Genomic DNA, 23,707 nt, shown 5'->3' on the forward strand with positions numbered 1-23,707 from the left:
ATTTCCGCCGGGTGGCGGTCGGCCAGGTCGTCGATTCCGCGCTCGATGAAGATGGCAAGAAGATCACCGTGAAGGTGTTCGTCGAAGCGCCATACGATCGCTTCGTGACCCGCAATACCCGGTTCTGGAATGCCGGTGGCGTTGATCTCGCGGTGTCGTCAGAAGGGCTGCGCTTGAACACTCAGTCACTGGCCACCGTGCTTGCTGGCGGCATCGCCTTCCAGGCACCGGACCCGAACAATCCCGGCGAGCGGGCGCCGGCCGAGCAGAGCTTCGAGCTGTTCTCGAAGATTGCCGATGCGCTGGCGCCGGTCGATGGCCCGTCCGTGAACGCCTTGCTGGTGTTTCGCCAATCGACGCGCGGCCTGTCGGTGGGCACGCCGGTGGACTTCTCCGGCGTGGTCATCGGTGAAGTCAAATCGATGCAACCGCAATATGACAGCGTGCGGCAGAGCTTCTACACCGACGTGATGATCGAGCTGTTCCTGGAGCGCCTCGGCCCGGCCTACAAGACGCTGACCGCGCTCGACAGCGGCGAAGGCCGTCCGCCGCTGAAGGTGCTGCAGCGCTTCATCAACCAGGGCCTGCATGCCCAGTTGCGCGCCGGCAACCTGCTGACCGGGCAGCAGTACGTGGCGCTGTTCTTCAAGCCGGGCAGCACCAAGAAAGTCAGCATCTCGCAAGACAGCATGCCGGAGATTCCGACTGCGCCCGGCAGCCTCGAAGAAATCCAGACCCAGATCGAAAGTATCGTCACCAAGTTCGACAAGATTCCGTTCGAAGCCCTGGCCGGCGATCTGCGCAGCACGCTGAACAACGCCAGTTCCTTGCTCAAGACACTCGATCAGGAAGTGGCACCGCAGGCCAAGAAAACCCTGGCCGAAGCCGGCGCTGCAATCAAGTCGCTGGACCAGAATCTGGCCTCGCCAGAAGCACCGCTGCAGCAGGACGCGCGGCGCACGCTGGAACAACTGAACCGCACTGCGGCCTCGCTGCGGACCCTGACCGAATACCTCGAACAGCATCCGGAAGCGCTGCTGCGCGGCAGGCCGGTCGAAGTGGAGCCACAGCCTCAGCCAGGGAAAGCGACCGATGCGCCACGGAACTGATCCGATGAGAAACCCGAGCCTCGCTGCACTGACCGCCCTCACCCTGCTCGCCGGCTGCCAGAGTGCGGCGCCGATCCGCTTCTACACGCTGCTGCCGGCCGCGACCCGCGATGCCGCCCCCGCGCAGGACCCGGCGTTCCGCATCGAACTTGGCGCGGTGACGATTCCGTCCCAGGTCGATACGCCGAAGATCGTGATCCGCGAAAGCGCCGGCCGGCTGGCACCGGTCGAAGGCCAGCGCTGGATCGCACCGCTGGCCGACGAGGTTCGTGCCTCGCTCAGCGCGGCGCTGACCCAGAAACTTGGCGTACCCGACATCGGTTACGCCAGCGCCAGCGAAACCAAAGGCCTGCCGCTGTACCGGGTCCGGGTAAGCCTGCGGCGCTTCGAATCGATCCTGGGCAGCCAGGCGCTGATCGACGCAACCTGGACCGTGAGCAGCGCCAGCGATGCCGCCAGGAGCGCGACTTGCGACAGCCGCGTCGAATCAAGCATTGCCGGCGGCTTCGATGCGCTTGCCGAAGGTCACCAGCGTGCCTTGGCCGTGCTGGCCGGACGCATCGCCCAGGGCCTTGAAGCGCTGAACGCCGGCAAGGCCAGCAATGTCTGCGTGGCGGCTGAAGCGGGCTGAACCATGCTGTTCGTCAACGACAGGCTCAGCATTCCGCTGGCCGAAATCGAGCTGACCGCCACCCGCTCGCAAGGCGCTGGCGGCCAGAACGTCAACAAGACTTCGACCGCGATCCATCTGCGCTACGACATTCGCGCGTCCAGTCTTGCTGACGAGTTGAAGGAACGAGTGCTATTGCGCGCCGATCAGCGCATCACCCGCGATGGCGTGGTGGTCATCAAGGCGCAGCAGCATCGCAGCCAGGAAGCGAATCGCGATGCCGCACTGGCGCGCCTCGCCGATCTGCTGGTCCGCGCGCTGCATGTGCCGGTTGCCCGCCGGGCGACCAAGCCCAGCCGCGCATCGAAGCGACAGCGAGTCGACGACAAGACCCGGCGCGGCGGCTTGAAAACGCTGCGGCGCAGCGTCGACGACTGATCGCTACAGAATCAGCTCGATCAACTCCGCCTGCACGCCGCCATCAGCAGCGATGTGCAGCTTCGCAACAGTGACCGGCAGGCTGAAACGACGCGGCCCGGCACTGCCCGGATTGACGTACAGCCGGCCATCGCGCGGCTCAATCAGCGGCCGATGGCTATGGCCGGTGACGATGACCTGAGCGGCAGCCGCATCATCGGCCAGCAGCAGCTTCAGATCGTGCAGCAGATGGATTGCGATGCCCCCAACATTCAACGTCGCCGTTTCCGGCACGGCCTCGAATGCAGGCTCGCGATCGTTGTTGCCGCGCACGGCGGTGACCGGCGCGATCTTGGCAAGTTGCTCGAGAATCGCCGCATCGCCGATGTCCCCGGCGTGCAGGATCGCGTCGACGCCGGCGAGCGCAGCAAGTGCCTGCTCGCGCAGCAAACCGTGGGTGTCTGAAATCAGGCCGATGACGGCAGGTGGAAAAATCATCGCGGCAGTGTAATAGCCTTGTCGGCAAGGGCATGCCCGGCATGCAGGCGGCATGGTTTCTGGATCACAATGTCGCACTCTCGACCTTGGTCCACGCATGTCCGGCAACACCGTCACCCGTCGTTCCGCGATCCACGGCAATGGGGTTTTTGCCGCCAAGCCGCTGGCCTCCGGCATCGAGGTGATGGAGTACACCGGCCGCCTGCGAACCCACGCCTACATCGACAAGGTCTATTCGGACACTGTCGAATCCGGCCACACCTTTCTGTTCACGCTGAACGAGCGTTACGTCGTCGATGGCAACTTCGATTCCAACGATGCGCGCTGGATCAATCACAGCTGCGAACCGAACTGCAAGCCGTACGTGATCGAAGACCCGGGCAAGAACCCCAAGCTCGATCGCATCGTCATCGAAACCCTGCGCGACATCGACCAGGGCGAAGAGCTGACCTTCGACTACGGCATCCGCCTCGACTGCCGCCAGACCGCGCGCCTGAAGAAGATCTGGGCCTGCCGCTGCGGCGCGCCGACCTGCACCGGCACGATGCTGAAGCCGAAACGCTAGGCGCAGCGGCTGGAGATGGTCGCCAGCAGGCGACTCAAGCTCAGCAGATGGGTGCCTAAGATTGCCTTCCCGGTGGTCAGCAGTCCGGCAGAGATATGCCGGCGTGGGTCGGCCCAGCCAAGGATGTTCATGAACCCCAGGTGGCCGAAGGCGTCGGCGGTGTCCGGGCCGTACATGCCAGCGGGTTTGGCACCGAGCATCATGCCTTCGCTGTAGCGCATCGGGATCATCAGGGTGCGATCGAAATTCATCCGGCCGAGTGGCCGGGCGATGCGAGCAACAGTCTCGGCTTTCAGCAGTTGCTGGCTGTTGGCAACGCCGCCATCGAGCAGCATCTGGAAGAAGCGGCTGGTCTCGTCGGCGGTCGCAAAGATATTGCCCGCCGGAATCACCGCCTGCTTGAAGCTGTCGGTATTCGAGGCGCGCACCACTTCCGGAAACGGCACGAACAGCGCCCGCTCGGCGACCGTCGAGATCGGGAAGCGCACCAGCGCACCGGCTTCGTAGTTGATCGCCACTTCCGGCCAGTACTGCTTGCCGATGCCATAGGTGAAGTGCTTCATCTTCAGCGGCTTGCGGATGTGCTGATCGAGATAGCTGGACAGACTCGTGCCGGTCACCTGCTGCAGCACTTCGGCGAGGATGAAGCCGCCGGTGATCGCGTGGTAGGACATCTGCTTGCCCGAGGTCGGCGGGGCGGCGCAGATCAGGCGGATGATCCGATCCCAATCCTCCATCAGCTCGACCTTGCGCTCGATCTTGGCGATCTTCATGGTCGGGAAGCCGCCGCGATGGGCGAGCACATCGCTGATCGTGGTGTCGCGCTTGCCGGCCTGCGCGAATGCCGGCAGGTAGTGGCTGACCCGCTCTTCGAGCCGGATGCCGCCGTCTTCGGCGAGCTTGTGCAGCAGCACTGCGGTGACGGCCTTGGATGCCGAGAACAGGCAGATCGGCGTCTCGGGCGTCAGCAGACGCTTGGGCACGGCAGCGCTGTCCGCCGGGCCATTGCCCTCGGCGTGGCCGATCGAACGGTTGAACACCAGCTCGCCGTGACGCCGCAGGCAGAACGCGATGCCGGGATAGGCGCCGCTGCGGTACAGGCTTTTCAGCGCGGCCCAGATCGCCTTGGTGTCGGCAGCGCTCAAGCCCCCACGCGGCCCGGCCGCTTCGACGTCATCGGCAATCGTGGTGATCGGATGCAGGTCGCGCGCGATCTGCACCTTCATCGGCTGAAATAGGACCATCTGAACGGGGCTCCTGCCCGGCGCGGCTGATGGCGTGGGCCTGTAGTCATGAGTGCGGCCGGGTGGCCGGCGTGTCGCAAAACCTTAACAGAACACTTGTGTTGTTTGATGCCGCTAGAGTGCGCCATGAACACCAGCCATCGTTACATCCACTTCGACCGACCGGGCGCTGCCGAAGTCATGCGGCTGGTCGAAGGCCCCCGCCCTGCGCCTGGCCCGAACGAAGTGCTGATCAAGGTTGCTGCCGCCGGCGTCAATCGCCCGGACCTGCTGCAGCGCCAGGGCGTCTATGCGCCGCCGCCGACGGCCTCGCCGATTCTCGGGCTGGAAGTGGCGGGCACGATCGCGGCGCTGGGTACCGAGGTTGGGGGCTGGCAGATCGGCGATCCGGTCTGTGCGCTGACGCCGGGCGGCGGCTACGCCGAATACTGCGTGGCGCCTGCCGCGCACTGCCTGCCGATTCCTGACGGGCTCAGCCTGATCGAAGCTGCGGCGCTGCCGGAAACAGCGTTCACGGTCTGGGGCAACCTGTTCTCGCGGGGCCGGCTGAAGGCCGGCGAATCGGTGCTGATCCACGGCGGCACCAGCGGCATCGGCACCACCGCGATCCAGTTCGCGAAAGCCTTCGGCGCCACCGTATTCGCCACCGCCAACGGTGCTGACAAGTGCGCGGCCTGTCGCGCCCTGGGCGCTGATTTCGCGATCGATTACGCCAGCAGCGATTTCGTCGCCGAGATCCAGCGCGAAACCGGCGGCCACGGCGTCGACGCCGTGCTCGACATCGTCGGTGGTGATTACACGCCGCGCAACCTCGCGGCACTGGCAGTCGATGGCCGGCTGATCCTGGTCGGCTTCCAGCGTGGCGCGGCGGCGACCATCGATCTCACCGCGATCATGCGCAAGCGCCTGGTCATCACCGGCTCGATGCTGCGGCCGCAGACGCATGACGAGAAAGCCGCCCTGGCGGCCGCGCTCCGGGACAAGGTCTGGCCGCTGATTGCCGATGGCCAGATCAAGCCGCTGATCCACGCGACATTTCCGCTAGCCGCTGTCGTCGAAGCACATCGGCTGATGGCATCGAGCGCCCATGTCGGCAAGATCGTGCTGACCATCGACTAACTGACCGCCCAACAAAAAACCGCAGCCGAAGCTGCGGTTTTTTGTTCACCGCATGGCGATCACGCGGTCTGCCAATGCAGCGGCTGCATACGCTGGCGCTGCTCGCGCAGGCGATCCTCCAGCACCAGCAACTGCTGACGCATGTCGCTGTGCTGCCACTGGTCAGCAAGTTTGTCGCGCGCCGCTTCGATACGCTGGCTCTGCAGATGGCTCCAGGCGTTGACGGTGGCCTTGAAGGTTTCCAGCTCGTGCTCGAAACGCTGCTGAAGCACGGCGACCCGGCCTTCGTTGTTGCAGCCGGTGAGCCGCTCGCGCACCTGATCGAACTGCCGCTGCAGCATCGCGCGCTGGATGCGGAACTCCGGCACCCGGCGTAGTTCGCGGGTGATGCCCACCCAGGAGAGCGAGGCGATCAGCCACTTGGTCGGGTCGTACTGCCACCAGCGCACGCCGTTGCGATAGTCCCACTGAAACAGGTGGTGGTAGTTGTGATAGCCCTCGCCATACGTCAGGAAGGCGAGCAGGTCGTTGTCCCGCGCGGTGTTCTCGATCGTGTACGGACGACGGCCCCAGTAATGGGCCAGCGAGTTGATCAGGAAGGTCACGTGGTGGTTGACCACCAGACGCAGCAGGCCGGCCACCATCAGGTAACCCGTGACGTCGCCCATCGCCCAGCCCAGCAGCAGCGGGAAGCCGATGTTCATAAACAGCGCCAGCGGCAGGCAATAGTTGTGCTGGAACATCACCAGACGATCGTCGAGCAGATCGCGAGCGTTCGAGTAATCAGTGCGGGCACTCGGGTAGTCGCGCAGCATCCAGCCGATGTGGGCATACCAAAGGCCACGGTTGATCGAGTACGGATCGTGATCGACATCGTCGACGTTGGCGTGGTGGATGCGGTGGGTCGAAGCCCAGACCAGCACCGAGTTCTGGAACGCCATCGCACCAAACAGCAGATAGAACGCCTTCAGGCTCCAATGCGCCTGATAGGCGCGATGCGCCCACAAGCGGTGATAGCCGCCAGTGATCGACAAGCCGCAGGCATACAGCAGCGCGACACCGGCCACCCAGGCGCTGGCGCTGACGTCATAGTTGAACAGGTACCAAGGGAAAACCGTCAGCAGCAGCGCCGTGCTGATCGTGAACATCGCGTAGGCAGGCTTGTTGATCGCCGGCCGGGAAGAAGCAGGATTTGCAGCAGTCATCGAGCAGACTCGTTGAAGGGCTATTTCGCTTTATCGGCAATCCAAGGACCATTCTGCGACCGCCCTTGCAGGCCAGGCAGCCCGGAAGCGAGAGACCGGGAAGCTCAGCATTTTCACCTATTGCTGCCGAGCCCGTCTCTTTGATGACGGCGAGCGGCGTCATTCTCAAGACCGGTGTCGAAAGCGGACATGGTTACGCGTTCAAGCTGCCACAACCGCCGAACGTCAGACATAAAAAAACCGCAGCCGAAGCTGCGGTTTTTCAAATACGCGCGCTTATTAGAGCGGGCGAATCTGGGTGGCCTGCATGCCCTTCGGGCCGCGCTGCGCCTTGTACTCAACGCGCTGACCTTCTTTCAGGGTCTTGAATCCGGTGCCCTGGATTTCCTTGAAGTGCGCGAAGAGATCTTCGCCGCCATCGGCCGGGGTGATAAAGCCGAAGCCCTTGGCGTCATTGAACCACTTAACGGTGCCCATCGAGTCTGACATTGCTACATTCCTTTAACGGTGAATTGACAAAAAAGTACCGACACCAGAGGTAGTGTCGTATTTGCGGGCGATCAAGAAATGTAGCCGGGATACTGACAGCACCCGTTTGTAGCGGGGAAACTGACCACGGTAAATACCTTGCTTGAAACGACTGCAGCCGCACTGTACGCGCTAATTCCGCTGCTGTCTAACAAGCCGGACGGAAGTCTGCAACACGCGTCCCAATTGAATTTTGACGTTGCGTAGCAGCATTCGCAGCCGGCTTCGGGCCACCGCTTTATCACGAGCGACACAATTCAGCGTCCTTGCTGACCCGCCCATATCGAGCCCCTTGCGAAACAGTGGCAGTCACCTTTTATGCATCGGGTTTCGCACGGATTCAAATGTGAGTGGGCCTTGCCCGGAACCATCAGGGAGTCGGCCGTTCGCGAGCGGACAAACGGTTGGCACGCCGGCCTCATGCTGAGGCATGCAAATTTGCCCAAGCGAAGCTTGGCGGCCAATACGCCAAATGTGCCTGTAAGTCTTGCAGCAACGACGCGGAGACCCCGTCACGACAAGGTTCATCGATCCGATCAATCAGGAAAGCGTCCGACCGGACAAACCGCTTTTGTGCACCGTGTATCGCAAGCCTCCGAGAAGCGCCTACTAGATGTTGTGTTTGATGTCCAGCGATGACACTATTGGATGTGACTTCGTAATTGTCAGCGAGAGGCGTTGATCAATCGGGTCATTTCCTTGAATGTTGGGAGGTTCCCATGGCTGTTAAGAAAGCTGCTGCCAAGAAAGCCGTCGCGAAAAAAGCGGTTGCCAAGAAGGCTGTTGCGAAGAAAGCAGTCGCAACGAAAGTCGTAGCCAAGAAGGCTGTCGCCAAGCCGGCGGCTGCCAAGAAAGCAGTTGCCAAACCGGCGGTTGCCAAGAAGGCTGTTGCGAAGAAGGTTGCTGCCAAGAAGGCCCCGGCAAAGAAGGCTGCCGCGAAGAAAGCTGTTGCCAAGAAGCCTGCGTAACTAATACGGCGGTGTACATTGCCGGGCTCGGCGTGTTCCATGCCGAGCCTTTTTTGTCGGCGACGTCCGGCAAAACACTGAGATAACAACCGCGTCGAGCCGCCTCCATCAGGAGACTTTGCTCAGGCCGCCTCGGCGATCGCCGAAGGTTCCGGCTCGATTCCGAAGAACTCGGCCACTGCCTGCCGCTGACGCAGCGCACAGGTTTCAGCGCTGATCTGCCGCCAGAAGTCATCGGCACCGGGATGATCCTCGCAGTACCAGCGGACATGCTTTCGGCCGATCCGGGTGCCCTGCACCTCGCCATACAGATCGGCCATCGCCGCAAGATGCTCGACCAGCAGATGGCCGATCCATTCCCGTGAGGGCTCGGCCAGCAGGCTGCCAGTGCTCAGGTAATGACTGATCTCGCGGAAGATCCACGGCCTTCCCTGCGCCGCGCGGCCGATCATCAGGGCGTCCACGCCGGTTCGCAGCAACACCTGCCTCGCCTGCTCAGGCGTGCGAATGTCGCCATTGGCGATCACCGGAATGCTGACCGCCTGCTTGATCGCAGCGATGGTGTCGTACTCGGCTTCGCCTTCGAAGCGATCCTCGCGGCTGCGGCCGTGCACGGCGAGTGCCGCGATGCCGCAGTCCTGAGCGATGCGGGCAATCGCCACACCGTTGCGCTCGGCCCGCGACCAGCCGGTGCGGATCTTCAAGGTCACCGGCACTGGAACTGCCTCGACGACCGCCCGGCAGATTCTCGCCACCAGCGCCTCATCGCGCAGCAGCGCCGAACCGGCGTCGACCCGGCAGACCTTCTTCGCCGGGCAACCCATGTTGATGTCGATCAGGTCGGCCCCGTGCGCAACGTTGTGGCGTGCGGCAGCGGCCAGCAAGGCGGGATCGTGCCCGGCGATCTGCACAGACACCGGGCCGGGCTCGCCGGCGTGGTCCATCCGGGTGCGCGATTTCTCTGTTTTCCACATCCGCGGATCGGAGATCGTCATCTCCGATATCGCGAGCCCGGCGCCCAGGCGACGGCACAGCACGCGGAACGGCCGATCGGTGACGCCGGCCATCGGCGCCAGGATCAGGGCGGGTTCGATCAGATGCTTGCCAATTTTCACGGCGCCATTTTCGCCGATTGCCGTCGCCGACGTGCAGGGACGCGTCATAGACTTCCATCGGTCACGTCATTGTCGGCGTGGTCCTTTAAGATGCCCCATGAATTCGACTGTCAACGGTTCGCGCCTCAGCCGGGCTGACGCCTTTTCGCTGTTCGCCGCTGTCGCCGCCATGGTGGCCGTGCTCTACCTGCACCTGCTGACGGCGCTGCTTGCCGGCCTGCTGGTCTATGAACTCGTGCACCTGCTGGCTGCACGCCTGCGTGTGGCCTCGCTGGGCCGCGAGCCGGCCAAGCTGGTTGCCGTCGCGCTGCTGACCATCATTGTCGTCGGCCTGCTGACGGCGGCCGTGCTCGGCATCGGCAACTTCCTTCGCAATGGCACCGACAGCGTGCCGGCGCTGCTCGAACGGCTGGCTGAAGCGATCGACAACTCGCGCAGCCGCCTGCCGGCGTGGATCGTCCAATCGCTGCCCAGCGATGCCGAAGCGCTGCGCGGCGATCTCGTCGTCTGGCTGCGCGAACATTCGAGCGTGGTGCAGGGCTTCGGCCGCTCGTTCGGCCGCGGCCTCGCCCACATCCTGATCGGCATGGTGGTCGGCGCGATGCTGGCCTTGCGTGAAGCCACGCCCGGTCATACGCGCGGACCGCTGGCGCGTGCGATCGTCGAGCGCTCGTCACGGCTCGCCGAATCATTCCGCCGCGTGGTGTTTGCGCAAACCTGGATCGCGTCGATCAACGCGCTGTTCACCTGGATCTATGTCGGCGTGGCCCTGCCGGCGTTCGGCGTCGATCTGCCCCAGGTCAAGACGCTGGTGCTGGTGACCTGGATCGCCGGCCTGCTGCCGATCCTCGGCAACCTGATCTCGAACACCGTGATCGTCGCCGTCAGCATCGGCCATTCGCTGGAACTGGCGTTCATCTCGCTGGCTTACCTGATCGTCATCCACAAACTCGAATACTTCCTGAATGCCCGCATCATCGGCTCGCAGATTCGCTCCCGCGCCTGGGAACTGCTGATCGCAATGATGGTGATGGAGGCGGCCTTCGGGCTCAGCGGCATCATCGCCGCGCCGATCTTCTACGCCTACCTCAAGGAAGAGCTGACGCGCCTGCGTCTGACCTGACTTCCCCAACTGAAACTACCGAAACCCATGGTCAGTGCCCACGATCCGGCCACCGTCGGCGAGCCGCCGCATCCACACGATTTTTCCGAGCAACTGATCACCCAGTTGTACGAGGATCTCGACGGCTATCTGTTCGAGGACGGCACGGCGATCGACCACGCCTGGCCTCTGGTCATCGAAGCCGTCCGCCATGCGCGGACGCGCGGTGCAGTGCTGGTGGTCTTCGCCCGCGCCACGCTGGCGGCCCACCATCGCCTGGTGTTCGACGAAACCCCGCCGGATGACAGCATCGCACTTGATGAAGCCTGCGCCGCCGTCGCCAGCTTCGTGCCGGAAGCACTCGCCCAGTTGCCGGCGCTGAAATCGCATGCCGAACGGCTGATGCGGCACATGGCGATCGCCGAGCAATCGCCGGATGCGATCCACGTGCCGCTGTCGAATGCGATCAGCCGTTTCTATGCCGCGCTCGCGGACGAGAACGCTGCCGTCGGCAGCCGTGCGCTGATCGAAATGCGCTCGATCATCCTGCATCTCGACGCCTGCGCCGCCGCGCTCGATCGTGCCGAATCAGCGCCGGAGCCGGTGCGGGTGATCCGCCCGGATCGCTTCCACGATTACTTCATGCACTACGCCAGCCTGGCCCAGAAGCCGGAAGCATCGGCCGGCAGCGAGCATGCGGTGGCCACCCTGAGCCAGGATGGCCGGATCACGGCGGTGATCACCGAAGATACCCATCCGCTCGAAGCGGCGGCCCGTGCGGTACGGCCGACAATCCTTGGCGACGACGTCACCCGCGATCACACGCTGGTGCGCATCCGCTCGCTGCTCGACGTGCTCGACGGCCTGCGCCACGCGCCGAATCCGCTGATCGGCGATGCCCTGAACGACACCACGGTGCACCTGAGTCTGGTACTCGCCGCGGCGACTGCCCCGCTGCATGCGTCCGGCGGTTTCTCGTTCTCCGCGATCGCCCAGATCGCCCGCTACAACCAGCAGTTGCTGCGCAGCGCGGCCGCCACCCAGCACTGAAGCCAGGCTTGGGGACTCAGGCCGGACCGACCCAGTCGGCCAGCAGCGGCGCGTGCAGTACCGGCGTGAACTCGACGAAACGATAGCGGGCAAAGCCTTCGCGGACGTAGGGATCGGAAGCGAAGAACTCCTCGACTGTCGCCTGCGAATCGGCCCGCGCCAGAATCAGGCCGCCGACGCCGCTCGCCTGCGGGCCGGCGAACAACAGCAGGCCGTGATCGATGCCGACCTGCATGTAACTACGATGTGCCGGCCGCACGGACAGCAGCTGTTCGGTGGCGACGAGATAAGTGCTTTCCAGCAGGAAGTGCTTCACGGCGGATGCTCGGCTAGGTTGAGGGCCGGCAGTTTAGCCGCGCCGGGCGCGCGTGCTCACAAGGTCCGCGCAGCGTGAACGCTCAGCAGCACCCAGCCGACCAGGAACAACAGCCCGCCGATCGGCGTGATCGCGCCGAGCACGCGCACACCGCTGAGCGCCAGCGCATACAGGCTGCCCGAGAACAGCAGGATGCCGAACGCGAAGCACCAGCCGGACGCACTCAGCAGCGGTCCGGGCCGGCTCATCGCCAGCAGACCGACCGCCATCAGCGCCAGCGCATGCCAGAACTGGTACTCGACGGCGGTGCGATAGATCGCCAGCAGGTCCGGCGTCAGCCGCGCTTTCAGCGCATGAGCGCCAAAGGCACCGAAGCCGACGCCGAGGAAGCCGAACACGCCGGCCAGCATCACCATCAGTTTCGCGCTCATGCCGGCTCCACGGTGCGGAAGATCAATCCAGAACGCTGCAGTCGCTTCAGCAGTGCATCGCCCATCGCTGCCGCCGGGGTCAACTGGCCGGCGCGCTTGGGTAGCCGATCGAACGCAAGGCTCAAGCCGGACTCGCCGAGCATCCGCGCCGTTTCGTCGTAGCCAGGATCGCCACCACGCACTTCGGTGATCAGCCGCCGATCGCCGGCCACGGCATGAAAACGGACACGGAACCAGCTGGCGCTACGCTTCGCCTCGCTGGGTCCTGCACCTGAATCCTTGCGGCCGAGCAGCCAGTTGCGCGCCGGTTTCAGCTGCGAGGCGACAGCCACGGCGCTGACGCCGCCGATCAGTTTTGCGACCTGGGAAAACGTATCCATCTGCAGGAAATGTCCGTAGCGAAAATCGGGGCCGTAGCGTTCCAGCGTCGTCGCCGAACGCTTGACCACCTGGGGATCGATGGTCGGAAACGGCACCACCCAGGTGCCGAGTTCGGGATGACGACGCAAGTGCTGCGGACTGCTGCCGATGCAGCGATCGATCAGCGGTGCTTCACGCCGCCGCCGCTCCATCGCCACGCCGGCGTACTGCCCGGCGCGGCCGAACGCATTGATCGCCGAATGGTAGGTGCCGGCCGAGAACTCGGCATCGAGGCTGACATAAGCGTTGATGCGGATCGGCACATCATCCGGCAGCTGCAGCACCGTGTAGTAGACGCCGAGATCGTGCGGGATGCTGTCGAAGCCGCAGCAGTGCACCAGCCGTGCGCCGGTCTGCTTCGCGGTTTCATGATGCTTGAGCCACATGCGATCAACGAACTCCGGCTCGCCGGTCAGATCCGCGTACTGGGTACCGGCGGCGGCGCAGGCCGCGACCAGCGGCTCGCCGAAGTGCACGTAAGGGCCCACGGTCGTGATCACCGCCTTGGTCGATTCGGCTAGTTGCAGCAGCGATGCGGTATCGCCGCTGTCGGCCTCGATCAACGGCAGCTTGGCGCAAACTGGGTTGATCGCCGCCAGCCGCGTGCGTACCGCATCGAGCTTGGCAAGGTTCCTCCCTGCCAGCGCCCAGCGCGCCGTTGCCGGTGCATGCCGAGCGAGGTATTCGGCCGTCAGCCCGCCGGTGAAGCCCGTGGCACCAAACAGGACGAGATCGTGGCTGCGGGGCATGGCGGGCACCGGTTGGTGGGGCGTTGACGCAGGAATTGTGCGCGTTTTCCGAAGCCAGTTTGAAGAACGCTAGTGCTGTGGTGATCAGCGCGGATCGTCGTAACCGCGACCATCGTCCTCGATGTCCACGACCCGGCCGTTCTCGAGCAGCACGCGCCGCAGCAGCGAGCGCGCTCCGAAGTTGTAGACCCATTCCTCGCGATAGATCGCGGTGACGAATTCGCCCTGCTGGCTGCGCCGGCCATAACGGCGAATCTCCGGGCTCAGCAAACTCATCTCGCGACGCTCGACCGGCTCGCCGCAACGCGCCAGCAGCCGGTATTTCGACAGGCCGTCGACCAGGTCGTACGGCGTGCAGCGCGGGTTCTCGGCCGGCACGAAGCCGTAGCCATCGGTGTCGATATCCACCAGCCGGCCGCCGCGAAAACGCAGCAGGCGCAGCAACTGGTTGCTGCCGAAGTTGTAGGTCCAGACCTCGGTATCGTTGAAGCTGCGGCCCCGGCGCGGATCGAACTGGGGCTGGACATCGCGCAGCGACGGCTCGCCGCAGGCGGCGCGCACTTCGCTTTGGGTGTCCTCGGTGGCGACGATTCTCGAACCGCAGCGCAGCGTGTCGCCAGCACTGACATCGCCGCAGACCAGGAACAGCAGCAATGCGCCGGAACCGAGCCGGCAGCAGGCTGTCTGTAAGCTTCGGGCGCCTGCGTACACTGTCGCGTTCCTCTGGTTTTCCGGGCTCGGTTCCGGATTTTTTGCGGGCCTTTCTTCAGGTTTCCATGCGCGCTCTACCGTACACCACCATTCTCGTAGCGCTTGCGGGCGCCGCCTTTTCCGTCTCCGCGCAAGCAGCCGCGGTGAAAACCGAGCACGTCGAAGCCGAACTGGTTTCAGAAGCAAATGCCCTGGTCAGCGGTGCCGACAACAGCCTGGCACTGCGCATCGCGCCGCAGAAAGGCTGGCATGTCTACTGGCGCAACCCAGGCGACTCCGGCATCCCGACCTCGATCAGCTGGACCTTGCCGGAAGGCGCTGCCGCCAGCGACCTGCAATGGCCGTATCCGCACCGCGAAACGCTGGGCGACATCGTCAACTACGGCTACAGCGAAGAGGTGTTGCTGCCGGTCACGCTGAGCCTGGCGCCAGGCCTGACGGCCGACGCGCCGCTGGTCCTGAAAGCGAAAGCAAAATGGCTGGTCTGCAAGGACCTGTGTGTTCCCGGCAGCGCCGACCTGGAACTGAGCCTGCCGGTGGTCGCCAACAGTGCCGCGACCGCCATCAAAGAAGAACATCGCGCCGGCTTCGCAAAGGCACGCAACGAACTGCCGCAGCCGGCCCCGGCCGACTGGACCTTGAACTTCCAGGTCTATGACAGCGGTAGCCAGAAAGACCTTGCGCTGGCCGTGCGCCGCGGCGCGATCACCAGCGACGGCGAGGTTTCGTTCTTCCCGTACGCCGGCGATCTGATCGGCCATTCTGCCGCGCCACGCTGGGCCAAGGATGCCGATGGCAGCCTGCGCCTGTCGCAGACGCTCAGCGACTACTACACCAAGGCGCCGGACAAGGTCGACGGCGTGCTCGTCGTCCACGATGGCGATCGGGACAAGGCCTGGGAGATCAGCGCCAAGCCGGGCAAGGTCGCGCTGGTGCCGGCCAGCGCCGCGAAGCCGGTCGAGGAACTTCCGCCTGCCGCGGCACCGTCACCGAACTACTTCCTGGTGCTGCTGTTCGCGCTGCTCGGTGGCGTGGTGCTGAACCTGATGCCCTGCGTGTTTCCGGTGCTGTCGATCAAAGCGATCAGCCTGGTCGAAGCCCGTGGTGCCACCGCTGCCCGCCAGCGCGCCCATGCGCTGTTCTATACCGCTGGCGTGCTGCTCACTTTCGCCGGTCTGGCTGGCCTGCTGCTGGTGCTGCGCGGTTCAGGCTCGGTGATCGGCTGGGGCTTTCAACTGCAGCAACCGGCTTTCGTCGCCGCGCTCGCCTATCTGTTCTTCGCGATGGGCCTGTCGCTGTCCGGCGTCGTCGAATTCGGGACGCGGCTGATGGGCGTCGGCCAGTCGCTGGTCGGCAGCGGTGGCTATCGCGCCTCGTTCTTCACCGGCGTGCTCGCGGTGGCCGTCGCCAGCCCTTGCACCGCGCCATTCATGGGCACCGCGCTCGGCTATGCGCTGGCACAGCCGGCGGCGGTTGCCATCAGCGTGTTCCTGGCGCTCGGTCTCGGCCTGGCCCTGCCATTTCTCGCGATCGGCTTCTTCCCAGTTCTCGCCAAGGCCCTGCCCCGCCCCGGTGCCTGGATGGAAACCTTCAAGCAGTTCATGGCCTTTCCGCTGTACCTGACGGCGCTCTGGCTGATCTGGGTGCTCGGCGGCCTGACCGACCGCAACGGCATGACCGTGGCGCTGCTCGGGCTGCTGCTGATCGCCTTCGCGCTGTGGCTGTGGAAGCGCACCGGCCTGGTCAGCGGTGCTCTCAAGCTCGCCGCGATCGCTGCTGCGCTGGCCCTGCTGGCGAGTCCGATGATGACCAAGATTGCCGCGACCCACGTCGCTGCGCAGGGCGTCGGCTACGAGCCGTACTCGGAAGCGCGGCTCGCCGAACTGCGCGCCGAAGGCCGCACCGTGTTCGTCAATTTCACGGCAGACTGGTGCATCACCTGCAAGGTCAACGAGCGCGTGGCCTTGGCCTCCGATGCCGTGAAAAACGCCTTCGCCGAACGCAAGGTGGTCTGGCTGGAAGGCGACTGGACTCGCGAAGATCCGCTGATCACCCGCACCCTGGAACACTTCGGCCGCTCCGGCGTGCCGCTCTATCTGGTCTACGCCGGAGCCGCCGAACCCATCGTGCTGCCGCAGTTGCTGACGCCGGAAACGGTGCTCGCCGCCCTGCCGGCCCCGAATCCCTAACCGCTGTCACCACTAAGGAGGTTTGAACATGCGTCTGATGAACAATCTGGGAATGATCGCAGCCGGCCTGGCGTTCTCCGCAGCGGCCTGGGCGGCACCGAGTGTCGGTGCGCCGGCACCGGCGTTCAGCGCTGTCGACAGCGACGGCAAGACCGTGTCGCTGGCCGACTACAAAGGCAAGCACGTGGTGCTGGAATGGACCAACGACGGCTGCCCGTTCGTGAAGAAGCACTACGGCAGCGGCAACATGCAGAGCCTGCAGAAAGAGTTCACGGCGCAGAACGTGGTCTGGCTGTCGGTGATCTCGTCGGCTCCCGGTCAGCAGGGTTATGTCGATGGCGCCGCGGCCAACAAGCTGACCGCCGCGCGCGGTGCCGCACCGACCGCCGTGCTGCTCGATCCGAAAGGCGATATCGGCCGCCTGTACGGCGCCAAGACCACGCCGCATCTTTTCGTGATCGACCCGACTGGCAAGCTGGAATATGCCGGTGGCATCGACAGCATCGCCAGCCCCGATCCCGCCGATATCGCGGGCGCGACGCCGTTCCTGAAAGTCGCGCTGACCGAAGCGCTGGCCGGCAAGCCGATCAGCACGCCGGTGACCAAGCCCTACGGCTGCTCGGTCAAGTACGGCTGATTTCCGCAGCTGCACGACACGACGGCCGGTGCTCGCGCACTGGCCGTCGTCGTTTTAGCCGCAAGCCGAAGCCGATCAGTGCGTGCCGACCACCGGCTTGACCGACGGCGCAACCTCTTTTGACGGCACTACCGAAGCTGGCAACGACGACGGCAACGGCGTGGTGATAGTCTTGCTCGGCTTCTGTTCGGCGACCTTGCCGATCGCCGCCGTCACCATTTTCTGCAGCGCGGCTTCGACCGGCGTCTTGCTGAACGCACCGAGCACACCGGGCAGCGGCACATAGCCGAAGCCGCTGCCGTAGACGCCCTGCAGATCGAGGCCGTAGCTGGTGTTGCGGCCTTCGACGGCGGTCGACGCGACGATCCGGCCAGTGGCGGCATCGATGATGCGCAGATCCAGTGCCGCGAAGCCGCGCTTGAAGCTCAGCGACATCACGCCGAAGCTGGAAAAGTTCTTGCCGAGCGGTATCGGGATTGGAATCGCCGCGCCGCTCAGACCGGCATCGAACGCGGTCAGCGCGCCGACCACCAGCAACTCCGCGCCTTCCAGCTCGCCTCGCGGAATCCTCGTTTCATCGCCGACCCGCGCCGACTGCGAGAATTCCTGCTCGACGATCGCCACGTTCAACGCATCGCGTTCGAGGACGATGAACTGGCCGCTATTGAACAGCTCGGTGACCAGCAGATCGCGAATGCCGGCGGTGATGCCGGACACTTCAAGCTGCTGATCGGCCGGCCGCTTGGCATTGAGCGCGATCACCTGCTTGACCACCGATGCTTCCTTCAGCGGATCGGTCTTGTCGATGATGTTGCCGACGGCGATGCGGTACTTCGGGCCGTCGTAGCGCTCGGCGCGCGCCTGCTCGATGGTCTGGCCGTCACCGCGCACCACCTTGCTGCCGGTGCAGGCCGCGAGCAGGCCGGCGGCCGCAGCAACCGCTGTCAGCAGGATCGCGGTTCGGAGCGAGGGCTTGCGCATGGCAGGTTCACCGGCAGCGCACTGCCGGCGGCCGGACTCAGAGCTTGGTGTTGGCGATGTGGTTGACGGCCAGTTCGATGGCGTTGCGGATCGCGTTTTCCAGCGGCGTCTTCGAGAACGCGCCGAGGCCGACCGGCAAGGCGCCGCCGGTGAAGATGATGCCAACGCTGTTGTTCGCCGACGTGGCATTGACCGTCGTCGCGTTGACCACCCGGCCGCTGGCGGCATCGATGATGCGGATGTTGAGCGTCACGCAGGCCTGCTTGGCCGAGACGATGATCAGCGAACCGCCCTTGCAGCTCGACTCGAACGAAGTGATCGCGCCGCGAATGATCAGCTGCGCGCCTTCCAGCTGGCCGATCGGCGCGGCGGTTTCCTTCTTGAAGCGGCTGGAGTTCGACAGATCCTGCTCGGCCGTCACTTCGTTCAGCGCCTGGCGTTCCAGCACGATGAAACGATTGGTATTGAACAGCGCATTGCTGAGCATGTCGGCCATGCCGCTGCCGATGTCCGGATTACCGGAAGCGCGGTATTCGAAGTTGGTCACCGCGATGCGGTAGCGCGGCCCGTTGGCCGGCTCGCTCTGTACTTGCTGGATGCTCGGCGCGCCCGGCGAATCGACCACAGTGGCGGACGTGGTGCAGCCGGCGGCGATCAGTGCGACCGCGGCGACGACAGAACGGACAAGCACGGAAGAACTGCGCATGGATGAGCTCCGGAAAGGTTGCAGCACGAGTCGGGTGCGCCGACGCTACGCGGCTGGTCTGAACGATAGCTTAACAGCGGCTCCATTCCGTTCCCGGTCCCGTTCTGGCGCGCCAGTCATGGAATCACGGCAAGATTCGCGCATGAACCCGACCCACAATCCCAAGCTGATCCGCTTCGCACTGCACGGCGGCGCCGGCGATCTACCGGCCGACGCCGGACCGCAAACGGAGCAGCGCACAGCACTGCGCGACATCACCGAAGAAGCTGCGCGACTGCTGCGCGACGGCGGCAGCGCACTCGATGCCGTGACTCTGGCCGTCGAACGTCTCGAACAATGTCCCCTGTTCAACGCTGGCGTCGGCGCCGTGCTGAACCGCGACGGCCAACCCGAACTCGATGCCGCAATCGCCCGCGGCGAAGATCGCGGCTGTGGCGCGGTGGCCGGTGTATCCCGCGTGGCGAGCCCGATCCGCCTCGCCCGCGCGGTGATGGAACAGACACCGCACGTGTTCTTTGCCGGCGCTGGCGCCGAACGGATCGCCGAAGAACTGGGTCTGGCGATGGTCGCGCCCGAGCACTTCATCATTCCGCTGCGGCTGGAACAGCTCGCCTCCGCAAAAGCATCCGGCTCGATCGCGCTCGACCACGTCGATGACGCACCGCCCCGCGATCCCGATGCCGCGTTCGGCACCGTCGGCGCCGTGGCTCGGGACGGCTACGGTCATCTCGCGGCAGCAACCTCGACCGGCGGCTTGACCAACAAGCTGCCGGGACGGATCGGCGACAGCGCGGTATTCGGCGCCGGCACCTTCGCCGACGATGCCAGCTGCGCCGTGTCCTGCACCGGCACCGGCGAATCCTTCATCCGCGCGCTGTTCGGCCACGCCGTGCACGGGCAACTGCTGGCCGGACGCTCGCTCGCCGAGGCCTGCGACGCAGCGCTCGCCGATGTCCGCCGCTATCAGGGCGTCGGCGGCTGCATCGCGATCAGCCATGACGGCGCGCTGGTCACGCCGTTCAATGCCGGCGTGCTGTACCGGGCCTGGTTCGATGAAGCGGGTGCGGTGAAAGTCGCGATCCGTCGCGACGATGCGTCCTAGATCGCAGCGGGCAAGGCATACAGGCTGACCGGCTCGGCAAAGCCCTTCACCGCGACCGGCGGCCGCGACTCCAGCGCGATGTCGCCGGCCAGTTCCATGGTCCGAGCGTCGACCAGGATTTCACCGTGCAGCGCCTGCTCGCAGAGCCGCGAGGCCAGATTCACTGCGGCACCGACCGCCGTGTACTCCAGCCGCGATTGACTGCCGATGACGCCGACGGTGACGAAGCCGCTGGCCACGCCGATGCCGATGCCCAGCGCGTGGCTGTCGCTGGACCAGCGCTCGGTGACCACGGTGACAGCATCGCGCACGCGATGAGCGATGCGCAGGCCGACCACCGCGTGATCGCGGATCGGCAGCGGCGCGCCGACCAGCATCAGGATGCCGTCGCCGGCGTAGTCCTTGATCGTGCCGCCGTACTCGCCGACCACCTTGCCGACCTCGTCGTAGTAATCGCGCAGCACGTCGATCACTCGTGAACTCGGGTTTGCCTGTGCGTAGGCCGTGAAGCCGCGCAGGTCGCTGACCACGACGGTGATCTCGAGAAAGTTCTGCTCCATCGCGTGCTTCATGCCGCGCTGGCGCACCAATTCGGCGACCTGGAACGACAGGAAGCGCGACATGAACTGGCCGCGCTGGCCCTGCAGCACGTGATAGTGCACGGCCCCGATCAGCAGCATCATTTCGCCTATCAAGGTGCTGATCGCCGCCGCCTGTTCGGACAGCACGAAAGCGATCATGAAGAACGGCATCGCCACCGCGAAACCGACGATGCGGATGCGTTCCGGACGGTCCGGCTGACGGCGCATCAGCAGCAGGGTCGAAATCAGGCCGGTCAGGCCGGAGAACAGGATCGGCGCGGCGAACAGCCAGAAGCCGAAGTGGTGGAGCGCCCCCGGACGGCTGGCGGCGAACTGGAATTCGCTAGCGCGGAGTTCGGGTGCGGCAATCGCGAAGACGCTGTACAGCAGGCCGGAAGCCTGGCCGAGACGGAGCATGCCGTCGCCGCCACGGGTATCGAGCACACCGGCGGGAATCGTCCGGCGCACGCGCAGCAGCCATTCCAGCACCGTGATGATGGCCAGTGATTCGGTGATCGCCAGCCAGCCGCCAATTCGCGCCCCGGCCGAAGTCCAATGTGGCGACAGTTCCAGCCAGCTCGAATTGACGAAGATCGCGATGCCGATCCAGGCCAGCGAGGCCGCCAGCGCACGTGAAGTCGGCGATTCGCGATCGGCCGAGATGAACGCCAGGGCCATGCCCAGCGCGACCAGGGACACCAGCACCTGCGGAATGATTGCGGTCATCGTGGCTGGATTATGCGCGGCGGCGCCCGGTCCGAACGGACATTTGCGAGCCCTCGCGATGAGACGCGCAGCGGCGCCATTGGTCGGCCGATCGCCGCCGTTCATTTCCGCCGCCAGCCCGATCGAACCCGCTTGTTCCGGTATCGGTGCCGGTCATCGGTGGCGGGGTTCGCAGCCTCTTCGCCTGCCGACAATGGCCGGACCGAAAGAGGATTCCATGTACAGATCGTTCGACATTTCGCTGCTCATCGCCACGACCTGCATCGCAGTCGTCGCGGTCGGCTGCGGGATCGATCTGGCCAGCCGGACACGCGCTTTCAACAAGCTGCGTCGGCTGATCTGGCAGGTGCTTGGCGCTGCCGCGATCGGCGCCAGCCTGCCGCTGATGAATCAGGTTGGCGATCTGGCGATCGGCCTCGGCGTCGCCACCGCCGCCACGCCCATTTATGCCGTGCTGGCCTGGATCGCGTCGTTCCTTACCGCACTGCTGGCCATCGTCATGATCGGCCGCAGCCCCTTGAATCTGGCGCCGCTCCCGAAGACCGGTGCCGCGCTGCTGATCGGCGCGCTGTTGAGCAGCCTGCAGTTCGCCAGCATCGAATCCACCGGCCAGGCGCTGGCGGGTGCCGAAGCCGGAATCGCTCGTGGCCTGATGCTGGCCTCTATCGCCATCGGCGCGATGCTCGCTGTATTGATCGCGCTGCGTCTCGACCAGCGTTGGCTAGAACGCCGCGCCCAGCGCGAAGTCGAGCAGGCCGAAGTCGAAAGAGTGCATCGCCTCGCCTACTACGACGGTGCAACCGGCCTGCCGAACCGCAGCCTGTTCACCGAGAAGCTGCTCAAGCAACTGGTCGACGCCAATCGCCGCGACGCCAGCCCGTTCGCCCTCATCTATGCCGAACTGCGCGATTTCCGGGTGCTGCTGCAACGCCACGGTGATGCGCGGATGAATCGCGTGCTGAAGCTGCTGGCCGAACGTCTTGGTCAGGAACTGGCCAGCGACGACATGCTGGCCCGTCTGTCCTATGACGGCCTGATCCTGTTCGTTCGCGAACAGGGCGAGCGCGACACCGCCGCAGCCGTCACCGGTTTCTGCGGTCTGCTGTCGACGCCGATCGTCGAGGGCGGCGACAGTTTTCGCTTCACCTGGGGCATCGGCCACAGCCGCTATCCGGATCAGGGCCAGTCGACCCAGGCACTGATCCGCACGGCGATGACGGTACAGCGCCAGATCGGCACCGAAGCACCGTCGATCGCTTCATCGAACCATCCGCGCTACGCACTCGCTTCCTGACCCCGGAAAACCTGGCCGCCCCTTTTCTCCGCTGCAAACGCAACACCGCTGCATTGTTTCTCCTCCAGACCCTGAGCCTTGAGCCGCGACGAGCATTGCTCTCGCGGCTTCTTTTTTTGGAGGACCGTTTTGTAGAAGTTTCGTCAATTCGCCGCTTTTTCGGCAGCGAGCGCGTCGGCTTCGAACAATTGTTCGAGCTCCTTCGAGAACTCCTTGGCGGTCTGCACCAGCGCCTGCTCGTCGCGATAGATCGCGTGCTGCTTGAGCAGCGTTTCCTGATCGAAATGGCGGAAGCGCTCCAGCTCGCGCTTGATCTGATGTTCCGGTTCGCCCAGCGCTTGCAGCAGCGAGCCAGCGGTTTCCAGGCTGGACGCATAGCTGCGCCGGATGATGTCGGTGATGCCGAGATCCATCAGCCGCATCGCATGCGGCCGGTCGCGGGCACAGGCGAAGATCCGCAGGTTCGGGAAGTGTCGGCGGACCACTTCGGCGATGCGCAGGCTCTGCTCGACATCGGCGATGGCGAGCACGAAGTAGCGTGCCTTGTCGGCCTTCGCCGCGCGCAGTACCTCCACCCGTCCGGCATCGCTGTAGAAGATGGTGTTGCCGAACTGGCGCACGAAATCCACCTGCCGCGCATCGCGCTCGAGCACCGTGTACGGAATCCGCTTGACTCGCAGCATGCGGCCGACGATCTGGCCGAACGGCCCGAAACCGGCGATCAGGATGTCGTGCTCGGGCGCGTCGATCGGATCGTAGGCCGGCGGTTCGGCCTTGCCCTGACTCCAGCGCGCGATCAGCGCGTACAGCGGCGGCGTGGCAATCATCGACGCGGTGACCACGACGATCAGCAGATCCTTCATGCCGTCCTGCAGGATGCCGGCGGTGGCTGCGACGCCGAACAGCACGAAAGCGAATTCACCACCCTGCGGCAAGGCGAAGGCCAGCTTCAGCGCCGAATCATTGGCCAGGCCGGAGACGCGGCCGATGAAGTACAGGATGCTGCTCTTGACCGCGATCAAGCCGAAGGTCAGGCCCAGCACCACCAGCGGCGCGAGCATGACCAGGCTCAGCTGCGCCGACATGCCGACGGCGATGAAGAACAGTCCGAGCAGCAGGCCCTTGAACGGCTCGATATCGGCCTGCAGCTCGTGGCGGTATTCGGAATCGGCCAGCAGCACGCCGGCCAGAAACGCGCCGAGCGACATCGACAGGCCGACCGCCTCCATCGCCAGCGCCGTGCCGGTGACGATCAGCAACGCGGCAGCGGTGAACACTTCGGGCATCTCGACGGCCGCCAGCCTGCGGAAGATCGGCCGCAACAGATAGCGACC

At 64.9% G+C, this 23,707-nt stretch carries 25 protein-coding genes; 12 read left to right on the forward strand and 13 right to left on the reverse strand.

Annotated elements, in window-relative coordinates; translation table 11 throughout:
- The 3 genes from Q0D45_RS12865 to arfB all read left to right on the forward strand — a co-directional run.
- Positions 1-1,109 (forward strand): MlaD family protein (locus Q0D45_RS12865; protein ID WP_293393427.1); only part of this gene is annotated, 1,109 nt, incomplete at its 5' end.
- 4 nt (positions 1,110-1,113) lie between these two features.
- Positions 1,114-1,740, forward strand: coding sequence for a membrane integrity-associated transporter subunit PqiC (locus Q0D45_RS12870; RefSeq protein WP_293393429.1), 627 nt, complete (start codon positions 1,114-1,116; stop codon positions 1,738-1,740).
- A 3-nt stretch (positions 1,741-1,743) separates the two neighbouring features.
- On the forward strand, positions 1,744-2,157 hold the full coding sequence (gene arfB, locus Q0D45_RS12875; protein WP_293393431.1) for an alternative ribosome rescue aminoacyl-tRNA hydrolase ArfB: 414 nt from the start codon (positions 1,744-1,746) through the stop codon (positions 2,155-2,157).
- Positions 2,158-2,160: 3 nt separating this feature from the next.
- Here the strand turns inward: arfB and Q0D45_RS12880 are convergent, their stop codons facing one another.
- Positions 2,161-2,634 carry a metallophosphoesterase family protein gene (locus Q0D45_RS12880; RefSeq protein ID WP_293393433.1) on the reverse strand — a complete coding sequence of 158 codons (474 nt, stop codon included), beginning with the start codon at positions 2,632-2,634 and terminating at the stop codon, positions 2,161-2,163.
- A gap of 97 nt (positions 2,635-2,731) precedes the next feature.
- On the opposite strand from Q0D45_RS12880, the gene Q0D45_RS12885 reads away from it, so the two are divergent.
- Positions 2,732-3,199, forward strand: a complete 468-nt coding sequence (locus tag Q0D45_RS12885) for an SET domain-containing protein-lysine N-methyltransferase (RefSeq protein ID WP_293393435.1) — start codon at positions 2,732-2,734, stop codon at positions 3,197-3,199.
- On the opposite strand, the gene Q0D45_RS12890 is transcribed toward Q0D45_RS12885, so the two are convergent.
- Positions 3,196-4,443 carry a serine hydrolase gene (locus Q0D45_RS12890; RefSeq protein ID WP_293393437.1) on the reverse strand — a complete coding sequence of 416 codons (1,248 nt, stop codon included), beginning with the start codon at positions 4,441-4,443 and terminating at the stop codon, positions 3,196-3,198. The two genes, Q0D45_RS12885 and Q0D45_RS12890, sit on opposite strands and share 4 nt — an antisense overlap.
- A 126-nt stretch (positions 4,444-4,569) precedes the next feature.
- Here Q0D45_RS12890 and Q0D45_RS12895 point away from each other — a divergent pair, with 126 nt between their 5' ends.
- The gene (locus Q0D45_RS12895) at positions 4,570-5,562 is read left to right on the forward strand and encodes an NAD(P)H-quinone oxidoreductase (protein WP_293393439.1); all 993 of its coding nucleotides are present in this window, start codon (positions 4,570-4,572) and stop codon (positions 5,560-5,562) included.
- A 59-nt stretch (positions 5,563-5,621) separates the two neighbouring features.
- Here the strand turns inward: Q0D45_RS12895 and Q0D45_RS12900 are convergent, their stop codons facing one another.
- Positions 5,622-6,767: a fatty acid desaturase gene (locus Q0D45_RS12900; RefSeq protein ID WP_293393441.1), complete on the reverse strand. Its 1,146-nt coding sequence runs from the start codon at positions 6,765-6,767 to the stop codon at positions 5,622-5,624.
- Between the two features lie 279 nt (positions 6,768-7,046).
- Positions 7,047-7,256: a cold-shock protein gene (locus Q0D45_RS12905; protein WP_022977631.1), complete on the reverse strand. Its 210-nt coding sequence runs from the start codon at positions 7,254-7,256 to the stop codon at positions 7,047-7,049.
- Between the two features lie 701 nt (positions 7,257-7,957).
- On the opposite strand from Q0D45_RS12905, the gene Q0D45_RS12910 reads away from it, so the two are divergent.
- Complete coding sequence (locus Q0D45_RS12910) at positions 7,958-8,263, forward strand: histone H1-like repetitive region-containing protein (protein WP_293393443.1); 306 nt, start codon at positions 7,958-7,960, stop codon at positions 8,261-8,263.
- 122 nt (positions 8,264-8,385) lie between these two features.
- On the opposite strand, the gene dusB is transcribed toward Q0D45_RS12910, so the two are convergent.
- Entirely contained in the window at positions 8,386-9,378 is a 993-nt protein-coding gene (gene dusB, locus Q0D45_RS12915; RefSeq protein ID WP_293393445.1) for a tRNA dihydrouridine synthase DusB, read from the reverse strand.
- Between the two features lie 97 nt (positions 9,379-9,475).
- On the opposite strand from dusB, the gene Q0D45_RS12920 reads away from it, so the two are divergent.
- Together Q0D45_RS12920 and Q0D45_RS12925 are read left to right on the forward strand one after the other, a co-directional pair.
- Positions 9,476-10,501, forward strand: a complete 1,026-nt coding sequence (locus Q0D45_RS12920) for an AI-2E family transporter (protein ID WP_293393447.1) — start codon at positions 9,476-9,478, stop codon at positions 10,499-10,501.
- A 27-nt stretch (positions 10,502-10,528) separates the two neighbouring features.
- The gene (locus tag Q0D45_RS12925; protein WP_293393449.1) at positions 10,529-11,530 is read left to right on the forward strand and encodes a hypothetical protein; all 1,002 of its coding nucleotides are present in this window, start codon (positions 10,529-10,531) and stop codon (positions 11,528-11,530) included.
- 16 nt (positions 11,531-11,546) lie between these two features.
- On the opposite strand, the gene Q0D45_RS12930 is transcribed toward Q0D45_RS12925, so the two are convergent.
- The 4 genes from Q0D45_RS12930 to Q0D45_RS12945 form a co-directional block, all read right to left on the reverse strand.
- Positions 11,547-11,846, reverse strand: coding sequence for a YciI family protein (locus tag Q0D45_RS12930; protein WP_022977627.1), 300 nt, complete (start codon positions 11,844-11,846; stop codon positions 11,547-11,549).
- Between the two features lie 56 nt (positions 11,847-11,902).
- Positions 11,903-12,277 (reverse strand): DUF423 domain-containing protein, encoded by a 375-nt coding sequence (locus Q0D45_RS12935; protein WP_293393452.1) that lies wholly within the window; start codon positions 12,275-12,277, stop codon positions 11,903-11,905.
- Entirely contained in the window at positions 12,274-13,446 is a 1,173-nt protein-coding gene (locus Q0D45_RS12940) for a saccharopine dehydrogenase NADP-binding domain-containing protein (RefSeq protein ID WP_293393454.1), read from the reverse strand. The genes Q0D45_RS12935 and Q0D45_RS12940 overlap by 4 nt, the downstream gene beginning before the upstream one ends.
- An 84-nt stretch (positions 13,447-13,530) precedes the next feature.
- Entirely contained in the window at positions 13,531-14,157 is a 627-nt protein-coding gene (locus tag Q0D45_RS12945; RefSeq protein ID WP_293393456.1) for a DUF2845 domain-containing protein, read from the reverse strand.
- A 143-nt stretch (positions 14,158-14,300) separates the two neighbouring features.
- On the opposite strand from Q0D45_RS12945, the gene Q0D45_RS12950 reads away from it, so the two are divergent.
- Positions 14,301-16,346 (forward strand): protein-disulfide reductase DsbD domain-containing protein, encoded by a 2,046-nt coding sequence (locus Q0D45_RS12950; RefSeq protein WP_293393458.1) that lies wholly within the window; start codon positions 14,301-14,303, stop codon positions 16,344-16,346.
- Positions 16,347-16,374: 28 nt separating this feature from the next.
- A complete protein-coding gene (locus tag Q0D45_RS12955) occupies positions 16,375-16,983 on the forward strand; it encodes a thioredoxin family protein (RefSeq protein ID WP_293393460.1) in 609 nt (202 codons plus the stop codon).
- A 75-nt stretch (positions 16,984-17,058) separates the two neighbouring features.
- Here the strand turns inward: Q0D45_RS12955 and Q0D45_RS12960 are convergent, their stop codons facing one another.
- Positions 17,059-17,964, reverse strand: coding sequence for a CsgG/HfaB family protein (locus Q0D45_RS12960; protein WP_293393462.1), 906 nt, complete (start codon positions 17,962-17,964; stop codon positions 17,059-17,061).
- Positions 17,965-18,001: 37 nt separating this feature from the next.
- Positions 18,002-18,670, reverse strand: a complete 669-nt coding sequence (locus Q0D45_RS12965; RefSeq protein WP_293393464.1) for a CsgG/HfaB family protein — start codon at positions 18,668-18,670, stop codon at positions 18,002-18,004.
- 142 nt (positions 18,671-18,812) lie between these two features.
- On the opposite strand from Q0D45_RS12965, the gene Q0D45_RS12970 reads away from it, so the two are divergent.
- Complete coding sequence (locus tag Q0D45_RS12970) at positions 18,813-19,772, forward strand: isoaspartyl peptidase/L-asparaginase (protein WP_293393466.1); 960 nt, start codon at positions 18,813-18,815, stop codon at positions 19,770-19,772.
- Here Q0D45_RS12970 and Q0D45_RS12975 read toward each other — a convergent pair.
- Positions 19,769-21,079: an adenylate/guanylate cyclase domain-containing protein gene (locus Q0D45_RS12975; RefSeq protein ID WP_293393468.1), complete on the reverse strand. Its 1,311-nt coding sequence runs from the start codon at positions 21,077-21,079 to the stop codon at positions 19,769-19,771. The two genes, Q0D45_RS12970 and Q0D45_RS12975, sit on opposite strands and share 4 nt — an antisense overlap.
- A 217-nt stretch (positions 21,080-21,296) precedes the next feature.
- On the opposite strand from Q0D45_RS12975, the gene Q0D45_RS12980 reads away from it, so the two are divergent.
- A complete protein-coding gene (locus Q0D45_RS12980; RefSeq protein WP_293393470.1) occupies positions 21,297-22,373 on the forward strand; it encodes a GGDEF domain-containing protein in 1,077 nt (358 codons plus the stop codon).
- Between the two features lie 143 nt (positions 22,374-22,516).
- Here the strand turns inward: Q0D45_RS12980 and Q0D45_RS12985 are convergent.
- Positions 22,517-23,707 (reverse strand): cation:proton antiporter (locus Q0D45_RS12985; RefSeq protein ID WP_293393472.1); only part of this gene is annotated, 1,191 nt, incomplete at its 5' end.

The organism is Nevskia sp., assembly GCF_023266035.1.
In the GTDB taxonomy this organism is placed as follows: Bacteria; Pseudomonadota; Gammaproteobacteria; order Nevskiales; family Nevskiaceae; genus Nevskia.